The sequence below is a fragment of the Psychromonas sp. KJ10-5 genome (assembly GCF_055808325.1).
In genome coordinates, this window is record NZ_CM147864.1 from 986,882 (window position 1) to 1,003,440 (window position 16,559).

Sequence of the window (16,559 nt, forward strand, 5' to 3'; positions counted from 1 at the left end):
ACTCCGCCACTTTTTGAACATAATTGATCAGTAGTTTGCCTTTTTTGCTCCCTAATCTTGCCATTTAGGTTTGTTTTAATACAGACATCAAAACAACAACCTAAGTTGCATTTATTATTAAGGAGTCACACTATGACAACATCATCTCAAAAACTATCGGCTAATTTAAAAAAATCCATGGTATGCATTGTTGCCTTGTCTGCACTAACTGGTGGGTTAGTCATTTTAGAGGATTACAGAATTACTAGGGAAGCACAGCAATTTTCAGAGCATTTAAAACAATTTAGTCATCCTGTCACAATAAAATCACAGCAGGGTCATGAGCAAGTGTTCTTTAAAAAACATCAGGATGATAGTCTATTGACAACTGATGCTAATGAATTAGCGAAAATTGCAGAGCAAAATTTAGTTGCTAAACAGAGAAGTATGATGTCAAAACCATTAGACGTACAACCAGAAAAAATAGCATTAAATAAGTCGATCTCACAGGAAGATCTAAATGAAAAACAAGCTCAGAAAATAGATCCAAATGATATGAATGTCCTATTTTCGTTATCTTCTTCACAGATTACACCTGAATATAAGTTACAATTATTGGACGTTGCTGATTACATTAATAGCCATGGTGACCAGACAAAGTGGCAAGTGGTAGGGCATACCGATAAATCAGGACGTGCTAGTTATAATTTAGATTTAGCAAAAGAAAGGGCTAATAATGTCGCTCGATTTCTTGTTGAGCATGGCGTTCAACAAACACAGCTAACCTTATTCACCTTAGGTGAATATGAAGCAGGGCATACTGAAAACAGCACTTATAACGCAAGTTTAAGAAAAGTGCAGGTGATGCCTTACGAATCGAGTATCGAAAAGTTAGCTAAAATGATTAAGAGAGATAACCAACAAGCAGAGCAATATCGTTTGGTTAAGGCACAGCTTAATAATCAAAAAAATGTAATCGAAAAGGAGTTTCGACACATCACTGAAACATTAAAGGAAGATAATAATACGGTACAACTAAATACTGAATTAAATTTGGGTGATATAAACTTGCAAGAACAAGAAGTTAGCATGAAACAGTCACTTTCAAACCATCGAAGTAATAACAATAAAGAGTTGCTGGTGGATGATGATAGTAACCTGCTTAACACTCAAAATAGTATCAGTACTAGTCAAGTATCGACTTTATCACTAAAGGAACCTGAGTCACTGGCTTATGCCTCAGGTTATTCACTATAAAGGGAGTTATGTATGTCATCACAACAAGATAACCAATCAAATATGAATGATACGTTTAATGCGGGTGAATTAGTTAATTCAATTCTCATTTCGAGTATTAGTTTGTTTTGCTTAATTCATTTTTTTATTTAAATATTTATTATTTTTTAATCACTTAGTGGCGGCGCTCAGTCGCCATTAAGCCCGCTTTAACACCTCTATTGTCACCTCAGTTAATTGTCGAAAATTAGTACAATTTATCTATTTAATGTATTGTTATATTTTAACGTATTAAAATCTCTAGAAATAAGTTGTTGGCACCATAGAAATTGAAATAATATAAATTATTCATTTTTTGGCCCTAACAAAAAAGAGGTATTTGTTGTTAAATGACTAATAAATAAGGATTATCAATTTTTCTCTGAAATTGATTTTTATCTATTAAAAGTCAGAAAATTGCATGATATTAATGGAATTAATATATTGATTAGGGTAAAAAATAGAAGTGGCTCATCAAATAAATGGAATATAGATGAATAAAAAAATATTAGTTTTTACTGATTTAGATGGCACATTATTAGACCATTACACGTATCAAACAGAAGATGCACAAGATATGATGGATAGGTTGAAGCAAAGTGACATTGCCATTATCCCAAACAGCAGTAAAACATTACCCGAAATCGAACTGATTCGACAACAACTCTCTTTTCACTCTCCTTTTATCACCGAGAATGGCGCGGCCATTTACATCCCAATCGACTATTTCGAAAAGCAACCTAAAGACACCGTAATATCAGGGCAATACTGGGTTAAATCTTTTTCATATGATAGTGAACATTGGCAATCACTATTAAAACAACATGCACAAGACTTTAAACCTTATTTCCAAGGTTTTTCTGAAATGTCTGTTGAAGATCTTATGGCGTTAACCGATTTAAGTCATGAAAATGCGTCAATGGCTAAGCAACGACAATTCAGCGAACCTCTGCATTGGAAGGGAGATGAACAAACACAAGCTAAATTTATTACTTGTATGGAGTCTCAAGGTGCAAGAGTTTTACAAGGAGGGCGTTTTTTGCATATCAGTGGACATTGCGACAAAGGGCAAGCGCAACAGTGGCTTAGCGAGCAATATTCACAATATGCTGCAAAATCTTCTTCACAAACATCTTTCATTGCACCACAAGAACATATCATCACAATTGCACTAGGGGATGGTAAAAATGACATCGCGATGCTGGAACAGGCTACTTTTGCTGTCCAAATAAAATCCCCAGTGCATGAATTTCCAACTCTCAATAGACAAAATAATATTTATCAAAGCCGTCAATATGGGCCCGCTGGCTGGGCCGAATCGTTACATGAAATTTTATCTTCGACACTAATTTGCTAAATTAAGGAATTGTATAATGGCTGATTTTTATCAAAATGGCATTGTCACTACAATGCATAACCTGAGACAGCGTAGTAATGAAAACCTAGAAGCAGAGCTACAAAAATTTTCATCTGCACGCCCAATGGGCTTAATTTTACCTTCACTCTTTTCTGAATTAGAAGGCGATGCATTCCCAGATATCGTCGATCACCTTTGTGAAGTACCTTACCTAAGCGAAATTGTTATTGGATTGGATCGAGCTAATGAAGAGCAATATCGTCATGCACTTAAGTTTTTCAAAAAGCTTCCACAGCATCATCGAGTATTATGGAATGAAGGACCTAGATTAAAAGCCTTAGATGCAAAATTACAAGCACTGGGCGTTGCACCAAAAGAATTGGGTAAAGGCCGAAATGTTTGGTATTGCATGGGTTATACATTAGCTTCAGGCAAAGCAGAATCAGTGGCATTACATGATTGTGATATCGTAACCTATGATCGCGCCCTATTAGCACGCTTAATTTACCCAGTGGCAAACCCTGGTTTTAACTATGAGTTTTGTAAAGGTTTTTACTCTAGGGTTGCCGATGGCAAGGTGAATGGTCGTGTATCACGCCTATTAGTTACGCCGTTAGTTAAAGCGTTAAAGAAAACTATTGGCCATAATGATTACCTAGAATTTATTGATAGCTTCCTTTACCCATTGGCAGGCGAATTCTCATTCCGTAAAGATGTATTAAGTGATTTGCGTATTCCAAGCGATTGGGGTCTTGAAATTGGTGTGTTATCTGAAATGCACCGTAACTATGCAAGTAACCGTACTTGTCAGGTTGATATTTCAGATGCATACGATCATAAACACCAAGATTTATCGCTGGACAATGTAGAAGGTGGATTATCTAAAATGTCTGTGGACATTACTAAAGCCTTTATTCGTAAATTGGCAACACAGGGTGAAACATTTAGTACCGAAAGTATTCGTACTTTAAAAGCAACTTATTACCGTATCGCATTAGATTATTTAGAAATGTATCGTGGTGATGCACTAATGAATGGGTTAAGTTTAGATATCCATAATGAAGAAAAAGCCATAGAGATGTTTGCTGAGAATGTCATGACTGCTGGCCAGATCTTCTTAGATAAGCCAATGGATACGCCTTTCATTCCATCATGGAGCCGTGTTATCAGTGCGATGCCAGATGTGTTGGACCAGCTGAAAGAAGCGGTAGAGTTAGATTATCAAGAGTTCAGTGAGTAAAAGCATCACTCATATTAAAATCAATAATAAAATGACACCAAGCAATCACTGTTAATTACTTGGTGTTAATAAGGGGAGTTTTATGGCGGAATTAAGTGCAGCAGAAAATGAACTGTTACTGTTAAAAAGTAAATTAACACAACAGCTTAATTTTATTTATAAAGATGTTGAGCTAAGTATTAGTTGTGAAGATTTAAGCGATCAATTAGTTGAATTGATGCGTTTAAATGAAAGCTGCACAGCGCCAGTTCCTCATGAAAATCATTGGTCACAGAAAGATATTATCATGATCACCTATGGTGATAGTGTTATGAAAGCGGATGAAAAACCGTTAGTGACGCTTCAGCATTTTATGAATCATTACCTTGGTGATAGCGTTAATAGTGTACATATTTTACCCTTTTTCCCTTATAGCTCAGATGATGGTTTTTCAGTTATTGATTACTCTAGTGTTAATGAATCGCTAGGGGGTTGGGAAGAAATTCAATCAATCGCGAAAGATCGTCGCTTAATGTCTGATTTAGTGATTAACCATTGTTCTAGTCGAAGTGCATGGTTTGATAATTTTATTAAAGGCGAAGGGATTGGTAGTGACTTTTTCTATACCGCATCACCTGATGATGACTTATCAAATGTGGTCCGTCCAAGAACCTCTGACCTATTAAGAGAAACAGAAACAGGTAAAGGCACTCAACATGTATGGTGTACCTTCAGCCATGACCAAGTCGACTTTGACTTTAGAAACCCTGAAGTGCTCAAAAGCTTTGTGTCTATTATCCGTTTATATCTGGATATGGGAGTTAAAATTTTCCGTTTTGATGCCGTAGCGTTTTTATGGAAAAAACTTAATAGCACTTCTATCAACTTACCTGAAACCCATGAAGTAGTTCGTTTATTAAGAACCTTATTAGAGCATGCTCAACATGATGCAGTGATTATTACGGAAACAAACATCCCTAATACTCAAAATCTGACCTATTTTGGTAATGCCAATGAAGCCCATGCAATCTATAACTTCTCATTACCTCCTTTACTGATTAATACGTTAGTAACCGGCAACTGCTTATACCTAAAACGCTGGTTAATGAGTATGCCTCCTTCACAAAATGGTACTTTCTATTTTAACTTTATTGCATCACATGACGGTATCGGTTTACGTCCTGCTGAAGGGTTATTAAATGATTATGAATTAACAACGTTAGTAGAAACCATGCAGCAATTTGGCGGTAAGGTTTCATGGCGTACCACTGAAACCGGTGCACCTAAAGCTTATGAAATTAATATTGCACTCTACGATGCATTACAAGGAACAACCAAAGGCAAAGATAAATTAGGACTACAACGCTTTTTGTGTGCTCATGCCATTATGTTCGGGCTAGAAGGGGTGCCTGGCGTTTACATTCATAGTTTATTAGGAACGCAAAACGATTATGAGAAAGTGGCTAATACACAGCACAATCGCTCTATTAATAGACATCGTTGGGATTACGAAGAGTTACAAGATAATCTAGATGACGAAACTAACCACCATTCAATCGTACTAAACTCATTAAAAGATTTATTGGATATTCGTATTAAACAACCAGCATTCCATCCTAATGCAACGCAATTTACGTTACATTTAGGGTTACAAATGTTCGGTTTCTGGCGTCAAAGTTTAGATAGAAAACAAAGCATATTCTGTATCAGTAATATTACAAGCCATGAAATGGAACTTGCTATTCATGACCTCAACCTTATTATGACAGATAATTGGTATGAATTAATCTCTGGCGAGGTCATAGATGTACAGGCAGATATGATGATGCTTGCACCGTATCAAACAGTCTGGATAAGTAATATTTTATATGAATAATCACTCATAAAGATGCTATAGCGCATAACTGGACATACTAACTAAAATCAGTTTAATACGTGGTTTGTCTATGATGTGATAGATATGTTCAAGAAAAGTGACTTAACCATTTAAGCACCAATAATGTTAAAGCCAATCGTGATAATACGATTGGCTTTTTCATTTATAAGGAAGAAGATGCGTCAGTTGATTCACTGGTTGATTCGGGGTTATTCAACTCCAATTGAATCTCTGCTAATTTATTTTGTATAGTGATCAAATTATCAGGACCGAAGCGAAGCAACAGCTTTTGTGCATCATTTAAATCCTCTAAAGTCGGATCATCAAATAAGTACATAACAGAAGGTGAATGCAAAGTAATTGGCTCTTCAATGACAGGGACGCTTAAAGCAACGTCAATCGCATTATTTAACACATCATGAAACTCCGATCCTGGACGAGCGATTTCATGATATGACTCGTCTATCAAAGGTTTAAAAGTATGATAAGCCTTTATCAACTTCTTAACATCTAATGAGTCAATGTAAGCCGCATATTTATCATAACGCTGGTAACTTTGTTGAGATAAAATAGCCTGTCCAGCTTCCCTATCAATGACAAAAGGTAACTTAGGTGGAAGTAATGGGCTGAAACTAGCAATGAAATCACCTCGGCTAAAATTATCAATAAATACAACAGTACTGCTAATAATCCCTTTTTGTAGCATCTTGTTATTCATTAAACTTGGCTTACTAAATTCCTCAATGGATAATAATACGTCTGGGTCAGACTCCATTAATGTCGGCAAATCAGGATCTACAGGCGCTATAATTGTAGGTTCTGCGGATGAAACTAAAGGCGCACCTACATTTTTAGTCATGCTAGTGTCACTTTCTGTTGGTTGAGTGATAACCGTTGTTTTATCTTCATTGCTAACTTGTTGGTTATTATTAAATAAGGAAGATAATTCAAGTCTTTCAACTAGCCTATGGTGCTGGTCTGGGTAAGTGAAATAAAAAATACTGTAACCAAATATTGAGACACAAATGACAATTAATAGAATATTTAGCCAAGAATACGATTTTTCTTTTGGGAAGTCAGGGTAGGGCATGTGTTATTTACTCCATTTTAAAGTAGTTAACATGTTGAGATAAGACATTAACTCAACTGCACATTCACTATATCTGAATTTAACAACAGTTTATGTAGATTTTTTGCTTAAGCATATAAATTAATTGAGATAAATAAAGTTAAACCTGTTTAAAAAATAGCATTAAAAAGCATTTTTAATTAATATATGAATTAATATTGTGCAATGCGTTTAATTATTCGGCAAGCAACAAAATATATGTAAATAAAGTTTGACGATAAGTCCGCAACTCAGTAATATCTCGCCTCGTTGACAGGCATTAAGCGTTTCAACACAAAAGGTAACGAAATGATTGTTTAGTTTCCTTTGCTGCTAAAGCATAAAATTGGTGGTTAACGTAGTTTGATAGCGTATCTCCAGTGTTTTGGATAAGAGTTGGACCAGAGGGTTTGACTCATTATGACAAAGCACAAATAAAAAATTGGTGGTTAACGTAGTTTGATAGTGTATCTCCAGTGTTTTAGATAAAAGTTGGACCAGAGGGTTTGACTAATTATTACAGAGCGCAAATAAAAAATTGGTGGTTAACGTAGTTTGATAGTGTATCTCCAGTGTTTTGGATAAAAGTTGGACCAGAGGGTTTGACCCATTATTACAAAGCGCAAATAAATACTCGGTGATTAGCGCAGCTTGGTAGCGCATCTGGTTTGGGACCAGAGGGTCAGAGGTTCGAATCCTCTATCACCGACCACATTTAAATATAATGAGGAATCGTTATAAAGGTATAAATCCTGCTTTTGCGCCCTTAGCTCAGCTGGATAGAGCAACGGCCTTCTAAGCCGTAGGCCACAGGTTCGAATCCTGTAGGGCGTACCATTTTTAAAAAAGTTTAGTGGCGGATGTAGCTCAGTTGGTAGAGCCCCGGATTGTGATTCCGGTTGTCGCGGGTTCAAACCCCGTCATTCGCCCCATTTTTTAAATCTTAAGTTAAAAAGTTTAAGTAGTTGCGGAAGTGGCGGAATTGGTAGACGCGCTAGATTTAGGTTCTAGTATCGCAAGGTGTGAGAGTTCAAGTCTCTCCTTCCGCACCATTTAAACTAAAATCAACCACTCACTGTTGATTAAAATTTAACAAAAACTCGGTGATTAGCGCAGCTTGGTAGCGTATCTCCAGTGTTTTGGATGAAAGTTGGACCAGAGGGTTTGACCCATTATTACAAAGCACAAATAAAAAACTCGGTGATTAGCGCAGCTTGGTAGCGCATCTGGTTTGGGACCAGAGGGTCAGAGGTTCGAATCCTCTATCACCGACCACATTAAAGAAGCTCGTAGCATTTATTATGTTACGAGCTTTTTGCATTTTAGGAATAAATTCTCGGTGATTAGCGCATTTTGGTAGCGCATCTCCATGTTTTGGGTAAAAGTTGGACCAGAAGTGTTTTTAGGTTCGAATCCTCTATCACCGACCACATTAAGAATAATCCGCTTAGCTAGAAATAGCTAAGTGGATTTTTTCATTTATGGCTCTGAAAGTACGAGATTAGCTTAAAAGATAGCTCAGACACTAAGCTGTCGCTTATTCGCTCCATCTATCACCGACCACATTAAAGAAGCTCTTAGCATTCATTATGTTACGGTCTTTTTGCATTCTAGAACCTCTGCTTTTCGTTTCTAAAATACAAATAACAATATTCGGTGATTAGTGCAGTTTGGTAGCGCATCTCCAATGTTTTGAAAAAGAGTTGGAACAGAGTGTTTTTAGGTTCCTGTCTAATATCACGACCACACTTAAATGAACCGCTTAACTTTATAAGTTAAGCGGTTCATTCGTTCTATCGATAAAAAAATCTAGACTAGTTAAAGGTTTTTAAACAATAGAGAAGACATTCATTAGCTAACCAAGCGAGGCATAATAAAACTATTACTACGGAATAACTTTTTTCTGTAACTAATTAATAGTTAGATTAAATATAATGTATAAAAAATATAAAATAAACTCAATTTTATACTTTTCATGAGTAACTATTAAGTGTTAATATCTTAATTATTAGGTACTTATGTACTCCGTTCAGCACCTAAACTCTTTCGAACTGACGTATTGTCTTTCATCTACTTTTTATACCTAAAATAAGGACAGGTATGACGGCTAATTTTTACAATAAAAACGCCAATAAACTAGCTGAAATGTACCTATCAAAAACCTTTGAGGAAGTCCACGCATCTTGGTTAAGCTATCTGACTCCTATTTTAAATAAGAAAGAGGCCCGCATTTTAGATATAGGCGCTGGAGCAGGGCTAGATAGCAAGTACTTTGCACAGAAAGGTGCTGATAATAATATTTCTGTGACTGCGATTGAACCCGCTTCAATGTTAGCTGAACTCGGTAAAAATCATACCCAAGGTTTGAACATTAACTGGTTATAAGATTCACTTCCCGATCTCACCGCCGTCACGCGTAAAGAAATCAGTTTCGACCTCATTTTATTAAGTGCCGTTTAGATGCATATTCCAGATGCGCAACGCACTCGTTCATTACGAAAACTCGCTAACTTATTAAAGCCCGGCGGCCTATTAGTTATCTCATTACGTCATGGTGAAAGTGGCGATGAACGAAATATGTATGAAGTTTCTAGCGATGCTTTAGTACAAATGTCTACAAAACTCGGACTATCTCCATTATTAATCACAGATAAAAAGCCTGATGTAATCGGCAGAGCTAATGTCTCATGGCAAACGGTCGTACTAAAACTACCTGACGATGGGAGCGGAGCATTTCCATTCATTCGTCATGTTGCGTTGAATGACGGTAAGTCTGCAACACATAAACTCGCGTTAATGCGCGTGCTATTACGTATAGCTGACGGACACCCCGGTGCCGTTATACGACGTGAAGATAATAGGGTTAGATTACCTATTAGTTTAGTTACTCTTTACCGGGTGCATCAATATAAAGACTTAATTGATAAAAAATGCTGTAACAGACTGCTTTTTTCATAACATTCGTTCAGAGACAATTAAATGTAACGGGTATCATTAATTATTTTTAGATACTTTATAACTAAAGAGATCGATATTATAAATTAGGGGGATCTTACTGTTGAATATAAGCTCAAATAACTAAAAAGTGTTTAATCAAATCTCCAATTCAGTTGAACCTTATCATTAGTAGGGATTAAACTGGCTATTTTCTATTTCATGTATTTATGTTTTTGATTACATAGGGTAGTAGGTATTATTTAAAAGTTTTGATTTTTGATTGTATTATTGATTAAAATTTAAATAAATAGCTTTGAAAACGTTTATATTTCCAATAATATTTCTTTGTATTTAAACTGTGAAACTTTAGAGAATTTTAACATGATATATTTGGATACAGCAGCTTCATATCCCCTTCTGCCTGAAGTAAAAATAGCTCTGTCTGAAGCTTTCGATAAATACTATGCTAATTCCGCATCTAACCACACCTATGGTGAACTTATATCTCAAAAAATAAGTGAAACTAGAGAACGAATTGCAGATGAAATTGGTGCGTACCCCAGTGAAATAATTTTCACAAGTGGCGCAACAGAATCAAACAATATAGCATTTAAAAGTCTGCTTTTAAGCAACGATTTACCTATTGAGAAAAAGCATATTGTCACCACGCAAATAGAACACAAATGTATATTTTCAATCTGCGATTATTTAAAGACATTAGGATATGAAATTACTTATGTGAAACCTAACAAGTTAGGTATTATCGAAGCTGAAACTATAAAATCTGCAATCCGCACCGATACTGTTTTAGTTTCTGTAATGCATGTAAACAATGAACTTGGCACTGTTAATCCGATAGAAGAAATAGGACAAGTTTGTTTTGACGCTGAGGTTTTATTTCATAGTGATGCAGCACAAAGCTTTAAAAAAATAGATATTGATGTAGATGATTTAAATGTAGATGTTATGTCGTTTTCTGCTCATAAAATTGGTGGGCCGAAAGGTATTGGCGCTATCTACATCAGAGATTTAAGGCACAAACATTTAACTCCTGTAATCCACGGAGCGGGGCAAGAAGAGGGTTTAAGAGGTGGTACCGTTGCTGCACCACTTATTATAGGTTTTGGTGAAGCTGTTGTTTCATTTCCTAATCATTACAATAATTTTGAAAGTAAAAAAATTGCAGCATACCTATTAAATAAATTAGAAGAAGGGCAAATAACTTTTATAAAAAATGGAATAAATACGTTATCAAACTGTATTTCGTTAACGCTGCCAAATACAGATACTGAAACCTTGGTTAGAGCAAACGAAGAGAAACTGTGTCTAGCTCAAGGGTCTGCTTGCTCATCTAAAGAAATAGAGCCTTCTCACGTATTAACCGCGATTGGTTTAACACGTGAGTTAGCTGATAAGACTTTTAGATTAAGCTTTCCGTTAGATATTGAAACTAAATCGATTGATGAATTGGTAAAAATAATTAAATCGTTTTCGCAAAGTTAATTATTTATAACACGTAACGCAGGCACCACCGCCTTCTGCTTCATCATAAATATCATCCATAAAATCAGTATCAATTTCTTTTACTGCGATTTGCAGCGCATTACGACGTTTGTTCTTTTTCTTCAAAAAGCGTTCAAATTTCTTTTTATGATTTGTTTCAATCTGCTCTTGCCGATCAGGGTTCTCTAGTGTTGATAATGGGGTTCCTTTACCGAGCCAATAAAATGTTCCGTCTTCACGCTCATCTTCAGCCGCTTTCTCATACTTTTTAGCTTCTTCAAACGCTTCAGGGTATATTTCTTTTAAGCGTAACCATTCTATTTTCTGTTGGTAAAAACAGAATGTACAGCCGCTACGAGAACGCCAGCCGTAATAACCTGGTTTACCATCATCCATTGCTTCAACAATTTTACGCATGGTTGAGGCATTCAGATTACCCTTATATTCAGGATCTTTATGCTTCTCTTCAACCAAGTATTCAAAAAAGTCATTAATTTCGTTTTCATCTTGCTCTTTAAGTTCTCTATAAGCAATAACATCTGGATGATCTGCAAATAAGTCAGCTTTTCTTAAAATATCAAATACGCCATTTCTATCTACGCCATCTTCTCTGAAAGGCATTTTTATTTTCATATAGCTTTCAGAAATAGAGTTAGTCATAAATCCTGTTCGCTCTGGTTCATCAGATCTAATACCTACGTATGAAACTATTTCATCGTACCCTTCATCCTTCATTTTTTTATTTACCCATTGCTCGTATGGTACTAATTTCATTTGAATAGTACACCAGCGAGCTTGAGGTGAAGGAAGGTAGTTTTTATGTTTTTTCAAATGAAAGTCGAAATCTTTTTTCTCTCTATTTGACGTAAAAACCTCTTCATATGGATCAATAATAGTTCCGACATAACCTTCTAAGCGGTTAACAAAATCTATAACTTCAGGAAGCTCTTTACCTGTATCGGTAAAGTAATAATGCATATCAATACTTGGATAATTTTGTCTCATGTACATGGCAAGTGCAGCACTATCTTTACCTCCTGATAGGCCAAGTACATGTAATGTTTTTTTAGACGTTGTCATCTAAGTATCCTCTTCTTCAAATGATTCAAGTAATCTTAATAGAATTGCACGTTTTTGTGCGGGATCAATTTTATTTAGTGTTGATTTAATTGTCGTCAATTGTTCGTTAAACTTTTCATCCACTTTTTTAGGTGTTAAATCCCCCAAAACAGCATAATGAGAAGCGGCTTTGAATTTATCAATCATTTGCACTAACTCAGAATTAGCTTTTTCTAGCGCCATATCATTCCAGTTACGTTCTGCAACACTAGAGAGTAATGAAATGATACTTGAAACCCATTTTTCATTACTTGTAAATTCAGCTAAACGTGAGGCAAAAGTTTCTAACTTATAATCAGAGGTGTAGTTAGCAACTTTCTGACAACGAGAAAATAAATGTTCATCTAGTTTAAAGAATGACGCTATACGATCTCGATATCCATTTATCATATCTTCATGAGCAGAGCGTAATTCACTGATGACTTCTGATATTTTATCAACGCTAACATCTACTTTATTATTCTCGAATAGCTTAGGGATATCTTCTATTAAATATTGTGTTGGATCAGAAGCCAATAATGTTAAATCTCTGAAACCTTTAGCAAGTTTAGATATATTATTAGTTTTCTTTGTCCAGGGGCTAAGCTCACTCACAAACTGTACATATTCTTGTGCAAGCTTTAAGGTTGAAGGTTTCACTGAGTCATCATTAATTGCATTAGCTAAAGCTGTTAGATGGTTTAACTTAATGCCATCCATGGTAATAAACTTAATGCCAATACTTTGTGGCTCTTTAATTAATTTAACTGCATACTCTTCGTCAGGCTCAGCTATAAAAATGTCATTATTGTGAACGTCTTGGTCGTAAAATGCTAAATGCTCTGTGTTAGCCAAGAGAAATGCTAAACACCATATAGGTAAAATACCTTTGGCAACACCATAAGGTTCACTACTCCACAAAGTATATAACTCAGAAAGATAAATAATTTTATTCTGATTCGATTTAAGATGCTCAAGAGCAGAGGAAAATAAGGTAACCATGTCTTGATTACTTCCATCAGGCATACAAAAATCACCTAACTCTGTTTCAAAATTAAACTGATGTAATCCTTTATGTACTAAACATGATAAGTACAAACCTTTTTCTGGTGGGAAGTTATCTGCACCAAAACCAAGTTCAAATTCATCACCATTTTCAACCATTCTAATGAGTAGTTTCTTAATTGCAGAGTTTGCACTACCTGAAGGTTTAGAGCGATTCACTAATTCATTAACGATAGTCGGTGCGACATTAAAAATATTTTCAGCGATAGCTGAGGATATTTGAGAAAGCGAACGACCTTTTATAAGCTTCCCTTGATGTTGCCAGCTAGCAGCTTCAAATACTGAAGATAACTCTTGTTCTATTTGTTTTGCTGCAAGAAAAATACGACTTTCTAATTCTTTTTGAGCAATTAAATCGTGCTTTATTTTGGCTTCTTCTTGAGCAATTTGGTTTAAAGCGATTAATTCGGTGGCAACTTCTTTTAGTTTTTCTAAAGAAACTGCTTCACCTACTGTTGCGTAGGGTAAATCATGCATGGCAGATTTAAGTTGTTTTGCAACGGCTTCATTAGCAGGAAGCAAAAAGCTTAAAAACGATGCACCTTTTAAAGGCTCTACTTTTAAAGACTCAATAAAACCAGCTTCTATCTTATTAATTAGTTTAGTATTTGCCCAACGCATAGTGCCAGATTTATGATAATGTGCTGTTGCTAAAATACTTTGAGGAATATCACATACTTTCGTCCAATCAACACCTTGACTAATAGACTCTATACGTTCTACTACCATGGAATGTATATCAATATCACTCCCTTGGAAAACAAATAACGCATTATGATTTTGACGATATATAACAATCGTCCATGCTTCTAAATCTTTAATTGCGTTTTTTATATCGGCTTTACTTTCACCACGTGCAAAAAAGTAATCAATAATAAATTCTTTTTTAGCATGTAATTGGTGCTGAAAGCCGAATATAGTTAATAGAGATATAACTTTAGTTATTGATACATGTAACTCAGAGCCTTTTTGCTCTGCTCTATGTATGGCATCACAGCCTTCTAACCAGGCTTTACTATCATGCGAAGTAACAATTAAGTGGTGTAAATTGTAGTGTAAGTAATCCCAAAGCATTTCTGGGAGATACAACGCTGTTGTTTTACTAGTTTTATCATAACTATTAGATAAAAACTCTCTAAATCCTAGTTTTTCATAAGATGCTAAAAAACCAAATAAACTACGTTCATTTTGAGAAAAGCGACGGCGTGAAATTGGTCCTAACAATAGGCTGACCACAGGGTCGAGAGGCAAAGTTTTTAATAACGCCTTTTTGTTGGTATTTTTATGTTCAAAACATGTAAGCACATGGTTGATTAGAGTTTCATACTTGTTTTCTAAAGCTTTAGTTATGTCATCCGTTTTTGTAATGGAGTCACCTACTAAAACAAGTGATTCATCAATTGAGGGGTTAAAACTTAAATCTCTATAGCGACCTTGAACTTTAGCCCACTCTTTTTGTGCTTTAACGTCTTTATTTTTAGCGTAATCAGAAAACGATTGATGTAAAAAACCGACCAACAAAATAGAGTTTTTTGCTTGCTGCGCAATATCTGCTAATGATTGAAAAAAATGTAAATCTTTATTGTTTCTTGATTGGTGGTCTAGCGCTTTACCCATTTCATCAAGAAAGATTAACGTACCATCTGCCTTTATAGGTGAATCAGATAAAACATTTTTAATTGCTGTTAAGCATTCATCGTCGTCTAAAGCTTTAATTTCATCAGCAATAAACTCAATGTTAAAGGCTTTATAGATACTCATTAAGATGGCGTTTGCCGGTGCTTCTAAACCACAAACATGCTTAATAACCTGCCAACCATTCTTAACATTGAAACGATCAGAAAAATCATCAAGCACACCATCGGCTTTATCGAGCTTAGTAGTTGCGTATATGCGCTCTTTTTTATTAGCTGAGAGCAAACTCGCTAAATATAAGGCTAAGGTAGATTTACCAGAACCATAAGGTCCCGTTAAGGTGTAAGCACGTTGCTCACTACCAGCAAAATCACGGCTAATGGTATCTAAAACATTAACGGCAGTACCATGCAGAATAAAGCTATCAATAAATATTTCAAAATCAGCTAATTCGCTATCAATTCTTGTTGAGCTTTTATAGCGTTGATTAATAGAAATTATAGAATTAGTCATTACGCATCCCCTTTATAAAATTGTTCTATTATTGATAAAGGGTTATCTAAGTAATCTTTATTTATTTTTACCTGCCTTAAGCCTAAAGAATCAATCCAAGATATACCTTCGTCAGTATATTCTTGCGCTTCATCTAACTTTTGTCCTAAACCACTTTCAGAAAGCCTAAAAATACGCCCAGGGGAGCAAGGTTTAGTTAATAATGAGTCAAAATCAATACTGTTAATCTTTGAGTCCTCTGTTTCGATTTGTGCGAACTTTACCAAACCATAAATAAAAATTTCAATCGGTAATTCAGGCCTTTCAACTAAATCACTCACATAAAAACCGCCGCCATTATCTGTTACTAAATTTAATTCCGATAACGGTGAGGTGAAGTGATCTTCATCTATAACTTGCTTTTTTTTTGCCGCATCACTTTTAAATTTTTTGCAATACACATTTAAAAAGCAATCAATATCTTTTTTAATTGTATTTTCATTACCAATATCGTTAGTAACTAATTTTTTTGCATCATTAGCACAATCAGAAAGCAGTTTTGATTTTTCAAAATGTTGTGCGTGAGAATAATTAAAGAAGTAACGATAAGCAGTTAAGCTTTCAAAATTAAAGTTAAGCCAAAAGTGTACTAACCAAATAGAGCCTAAATGTTCTAGATAAGGATCTTTTCCATTTTCAATATCAAACAAATAGTTACCATCATCAGAAGTAATATAATCTATAGTTGATTGTTCTCTTTTACTTATAACTAGCCCCGCAGACTCAGCCCAGTAGCGAATTGCATTCACCATGTTTTTACCCACACCAAGCTTAATTATAGCTTCTTGAGTTTCTTCTACTCTACTAGTTTGTAATTTACCTCCAGAATTCATATGGTTAACAGCTTTAAATAGCCATCCATATCTGAGGGGAAAAGTGTCATGTCCTGTAAATTTAGCTTTCATTCCTATTACTACCTCTGGAGAAATTATCCAGGCGTATGTTATCTTGTTTA

General features: G+C 35.2%; 11 protein-coding genes and 6 tRNA genes. 13 read left to right on the top strand and 4 right to left on the bottom strand.

Annotated features, from left to right (window positions below):
• The first annotated feature begins 132 nt into the window (after positions 1-132).
• The 4 genes from AC0L3W_RS04520 to AC0L3W_RS04535 all read left to right on the top strand — a co-directional run bounded on the left by AC0L3W_RS04520 (position 133) and on the right by AC0L3W_RS04535 (position 5,706).
• Positions 133-1,236, top strand: coding sequence for an OmpA family protein (locus tag AC0L3W_RS04520; RefSeq protein ID WP_409439579.1), 1,104 nt, complete (start codon positions 133-135; stop codon positions 1,234-1,236).
• A gap of 511 nt (positions 1,237-1,747) precedes the next feature.
• A complete protein-coding gene (locus AC0L3W_RS04525; RefSeq protein WP_409439578.1) occupies positions 1,748-2,611 on the top strand; it encodes an HAD-IIB family hydrolase in 864 nt (287 codons plus the stop codon).
• A 16-nt stretch (positions 2,612-2,627) separates the two neighbouring features.
• Complete coding sequence (locus AC0L3W_RS04530) at positions 2,628-3,851, top strand: glycosyltransferase family protein (RefSeq protein WP_290039347.1); 1,224 nt, start codon at positions 2,628-2,630, stop codon at positions 3,849-3,851.
• 82 nt (positions 3,852-3,933) lie between these two features.
• Positions 3,934-5,706 carry a sugar phosphorylase gene (locus tag AC0L3W_RS04535; RefSeq protein ID WP_290039348.1) on the top strand — a complete coding sequence of 591 codons (1,773 nt, stop codon included), beginning with the start codon at positions 3,934-3,936 and terminating at the stop codon, positions 5,704-5,706.
• 163 nt (positions 5,707-5,869) lie between these two features.
• Here the strand turns inward: AC0L3W_RS04535 and AC0L3W_RS04540 are convergent, their stop codons facing one another.
• Positions 5,870-6,796, bottom strand: coding sequence for a DUF3014 domain-containing protein (locus tag AC0L3W_RS04540; RefSeq protein ID WP_409439577.1), 927 nt, complete (start codon positions 6,794-6,796; stop codon positions 5,870-5,872).
• Positions 6,797-7,449: 653 nt separating this feature from the next.
• Here AC0L3W_RS04540 and AC0L3W_RS04545 point away from each other — a divergent pair.
• The 9 genes from AC0L3W_RS04545 (at position 7,450) to AC0L3W_RS04585 (ending at position 11,254) form a co-directional block, all read left to right on the top strand.
• Positions 7,450-7,526 (top strand) — tRNA-Pro (locus AC0L3W_RS04545).
• 48 nt (positions 7,527-7,574) lie between these two features.
• Positions 7,575-7,651: transfer RNA gene (locus tag AC0L3W_RS04550), tRNA-Arg, on the top strand.
• Between the two features lie 19 nt (positions 7,652-7,670).
• Positions 7,671-7,746, top strand: a tRNA-His gene (locus AC0L3W_RS04555).
• 35 nt (positions 7,747-7,781) lie between these two features.
• Positions 7,782-7,866: transfer RNA gene (locus tag AC0L3W_RS04560), tRNA-Leu, on the top strand.
• 146 nt (positions 7,867-8,012) lie between these two features.
• Positions 8,013-8,089 (top strand) — tRNA-Pro (locus AC0L3W_RS04565).
• A gap of 62 nt (positions 8,090-8,151) precedes the next feature.
• Positions 8,152-8,244 (top strand) — tRNA-OTHER (locus tag AC0L3W_RS04570).
• 670 nt (positions 8,245-8,914) lie between these two features.
• Positions 8,915-9,199, top strand: a complete 285-nt coding sequence (locus AC0L3W_RS04575; RefSeq protein WP_409439576.1) for a class I SAM-dependent methyltransferase — start codon at positions 8,915-8,917, stop codon at positions 9,197-9,199.
• 75 nt (positions 9,200-9,274) lie between these two features.
• Entirely contained in the window at positions 9,275-9,772 is a 498-nt protein-coding gene (locus AC0L3W_RS04580; RefSeq protein WP_409439575.1) for a class I SAM-dependent methyltransferase, read from the top strand.
• Between the two features lie 360 nt (positions 9,773-10,132).
• A complete protein-coding gene (locus AC0L3W_RS04585) occupies positions 10,133-11,254 on the top strand; it encodes a cysteine desulfurase family protein (protein WP_409439574.1) in 1,122 nt (373 codons plus the stop codon).
• Here AC0L3W_RS04585 and AC0L3W_RS04590 read toward each other — a convergent pair whose 3' ends face one another.
• Genes AC0L3W_RS04590 through AC0L3W_RS04600 form a run of 3 tightly spaced genes read right to left on the bottom strand, consistent with a single transcriptional unit; the run spans position 11,255 to position 16,509 of the window.
• Positions 11,255-12,334 (bottom strand): phosphoadenosine phosphosulfate reductase domain-containing protein, encoded by a 1,080-nt coding sequence (locus AC0L3W_RS04590; RefSeq protein WP_409439573.1) that lies wholly within the window; start codon positions 12,332-12,334, stop codon positions 11,255-11,257.
• Positions 12,335-15,565, bottom strand: coding sequence for a hypothetical protein (locus tag AC0L3W_RS04595; protein WP_409439572.1), 3,231 nt, complete (start codon positions 15,563-15,565; stop codon positions 12,335-12,337).
• On the bottom strand, positions 15,565-16,509 hold the full coding sequence (locus AC0L3W_RS04600; protein WP_409439571.1) for a DUF4007 family protein: 945 nt from the start codon (positions 16,507-16,509) through the stop codon (positions 15,565-15,567). The genes AC0L3W_RS04595 and AC0L3W_RS04600 overlap by 1 nt, the downstream gene beginning before the upstream one ends.
• Between the last annotated feature and the right edge of the window lie 50 nt (positions 16,510-16,559).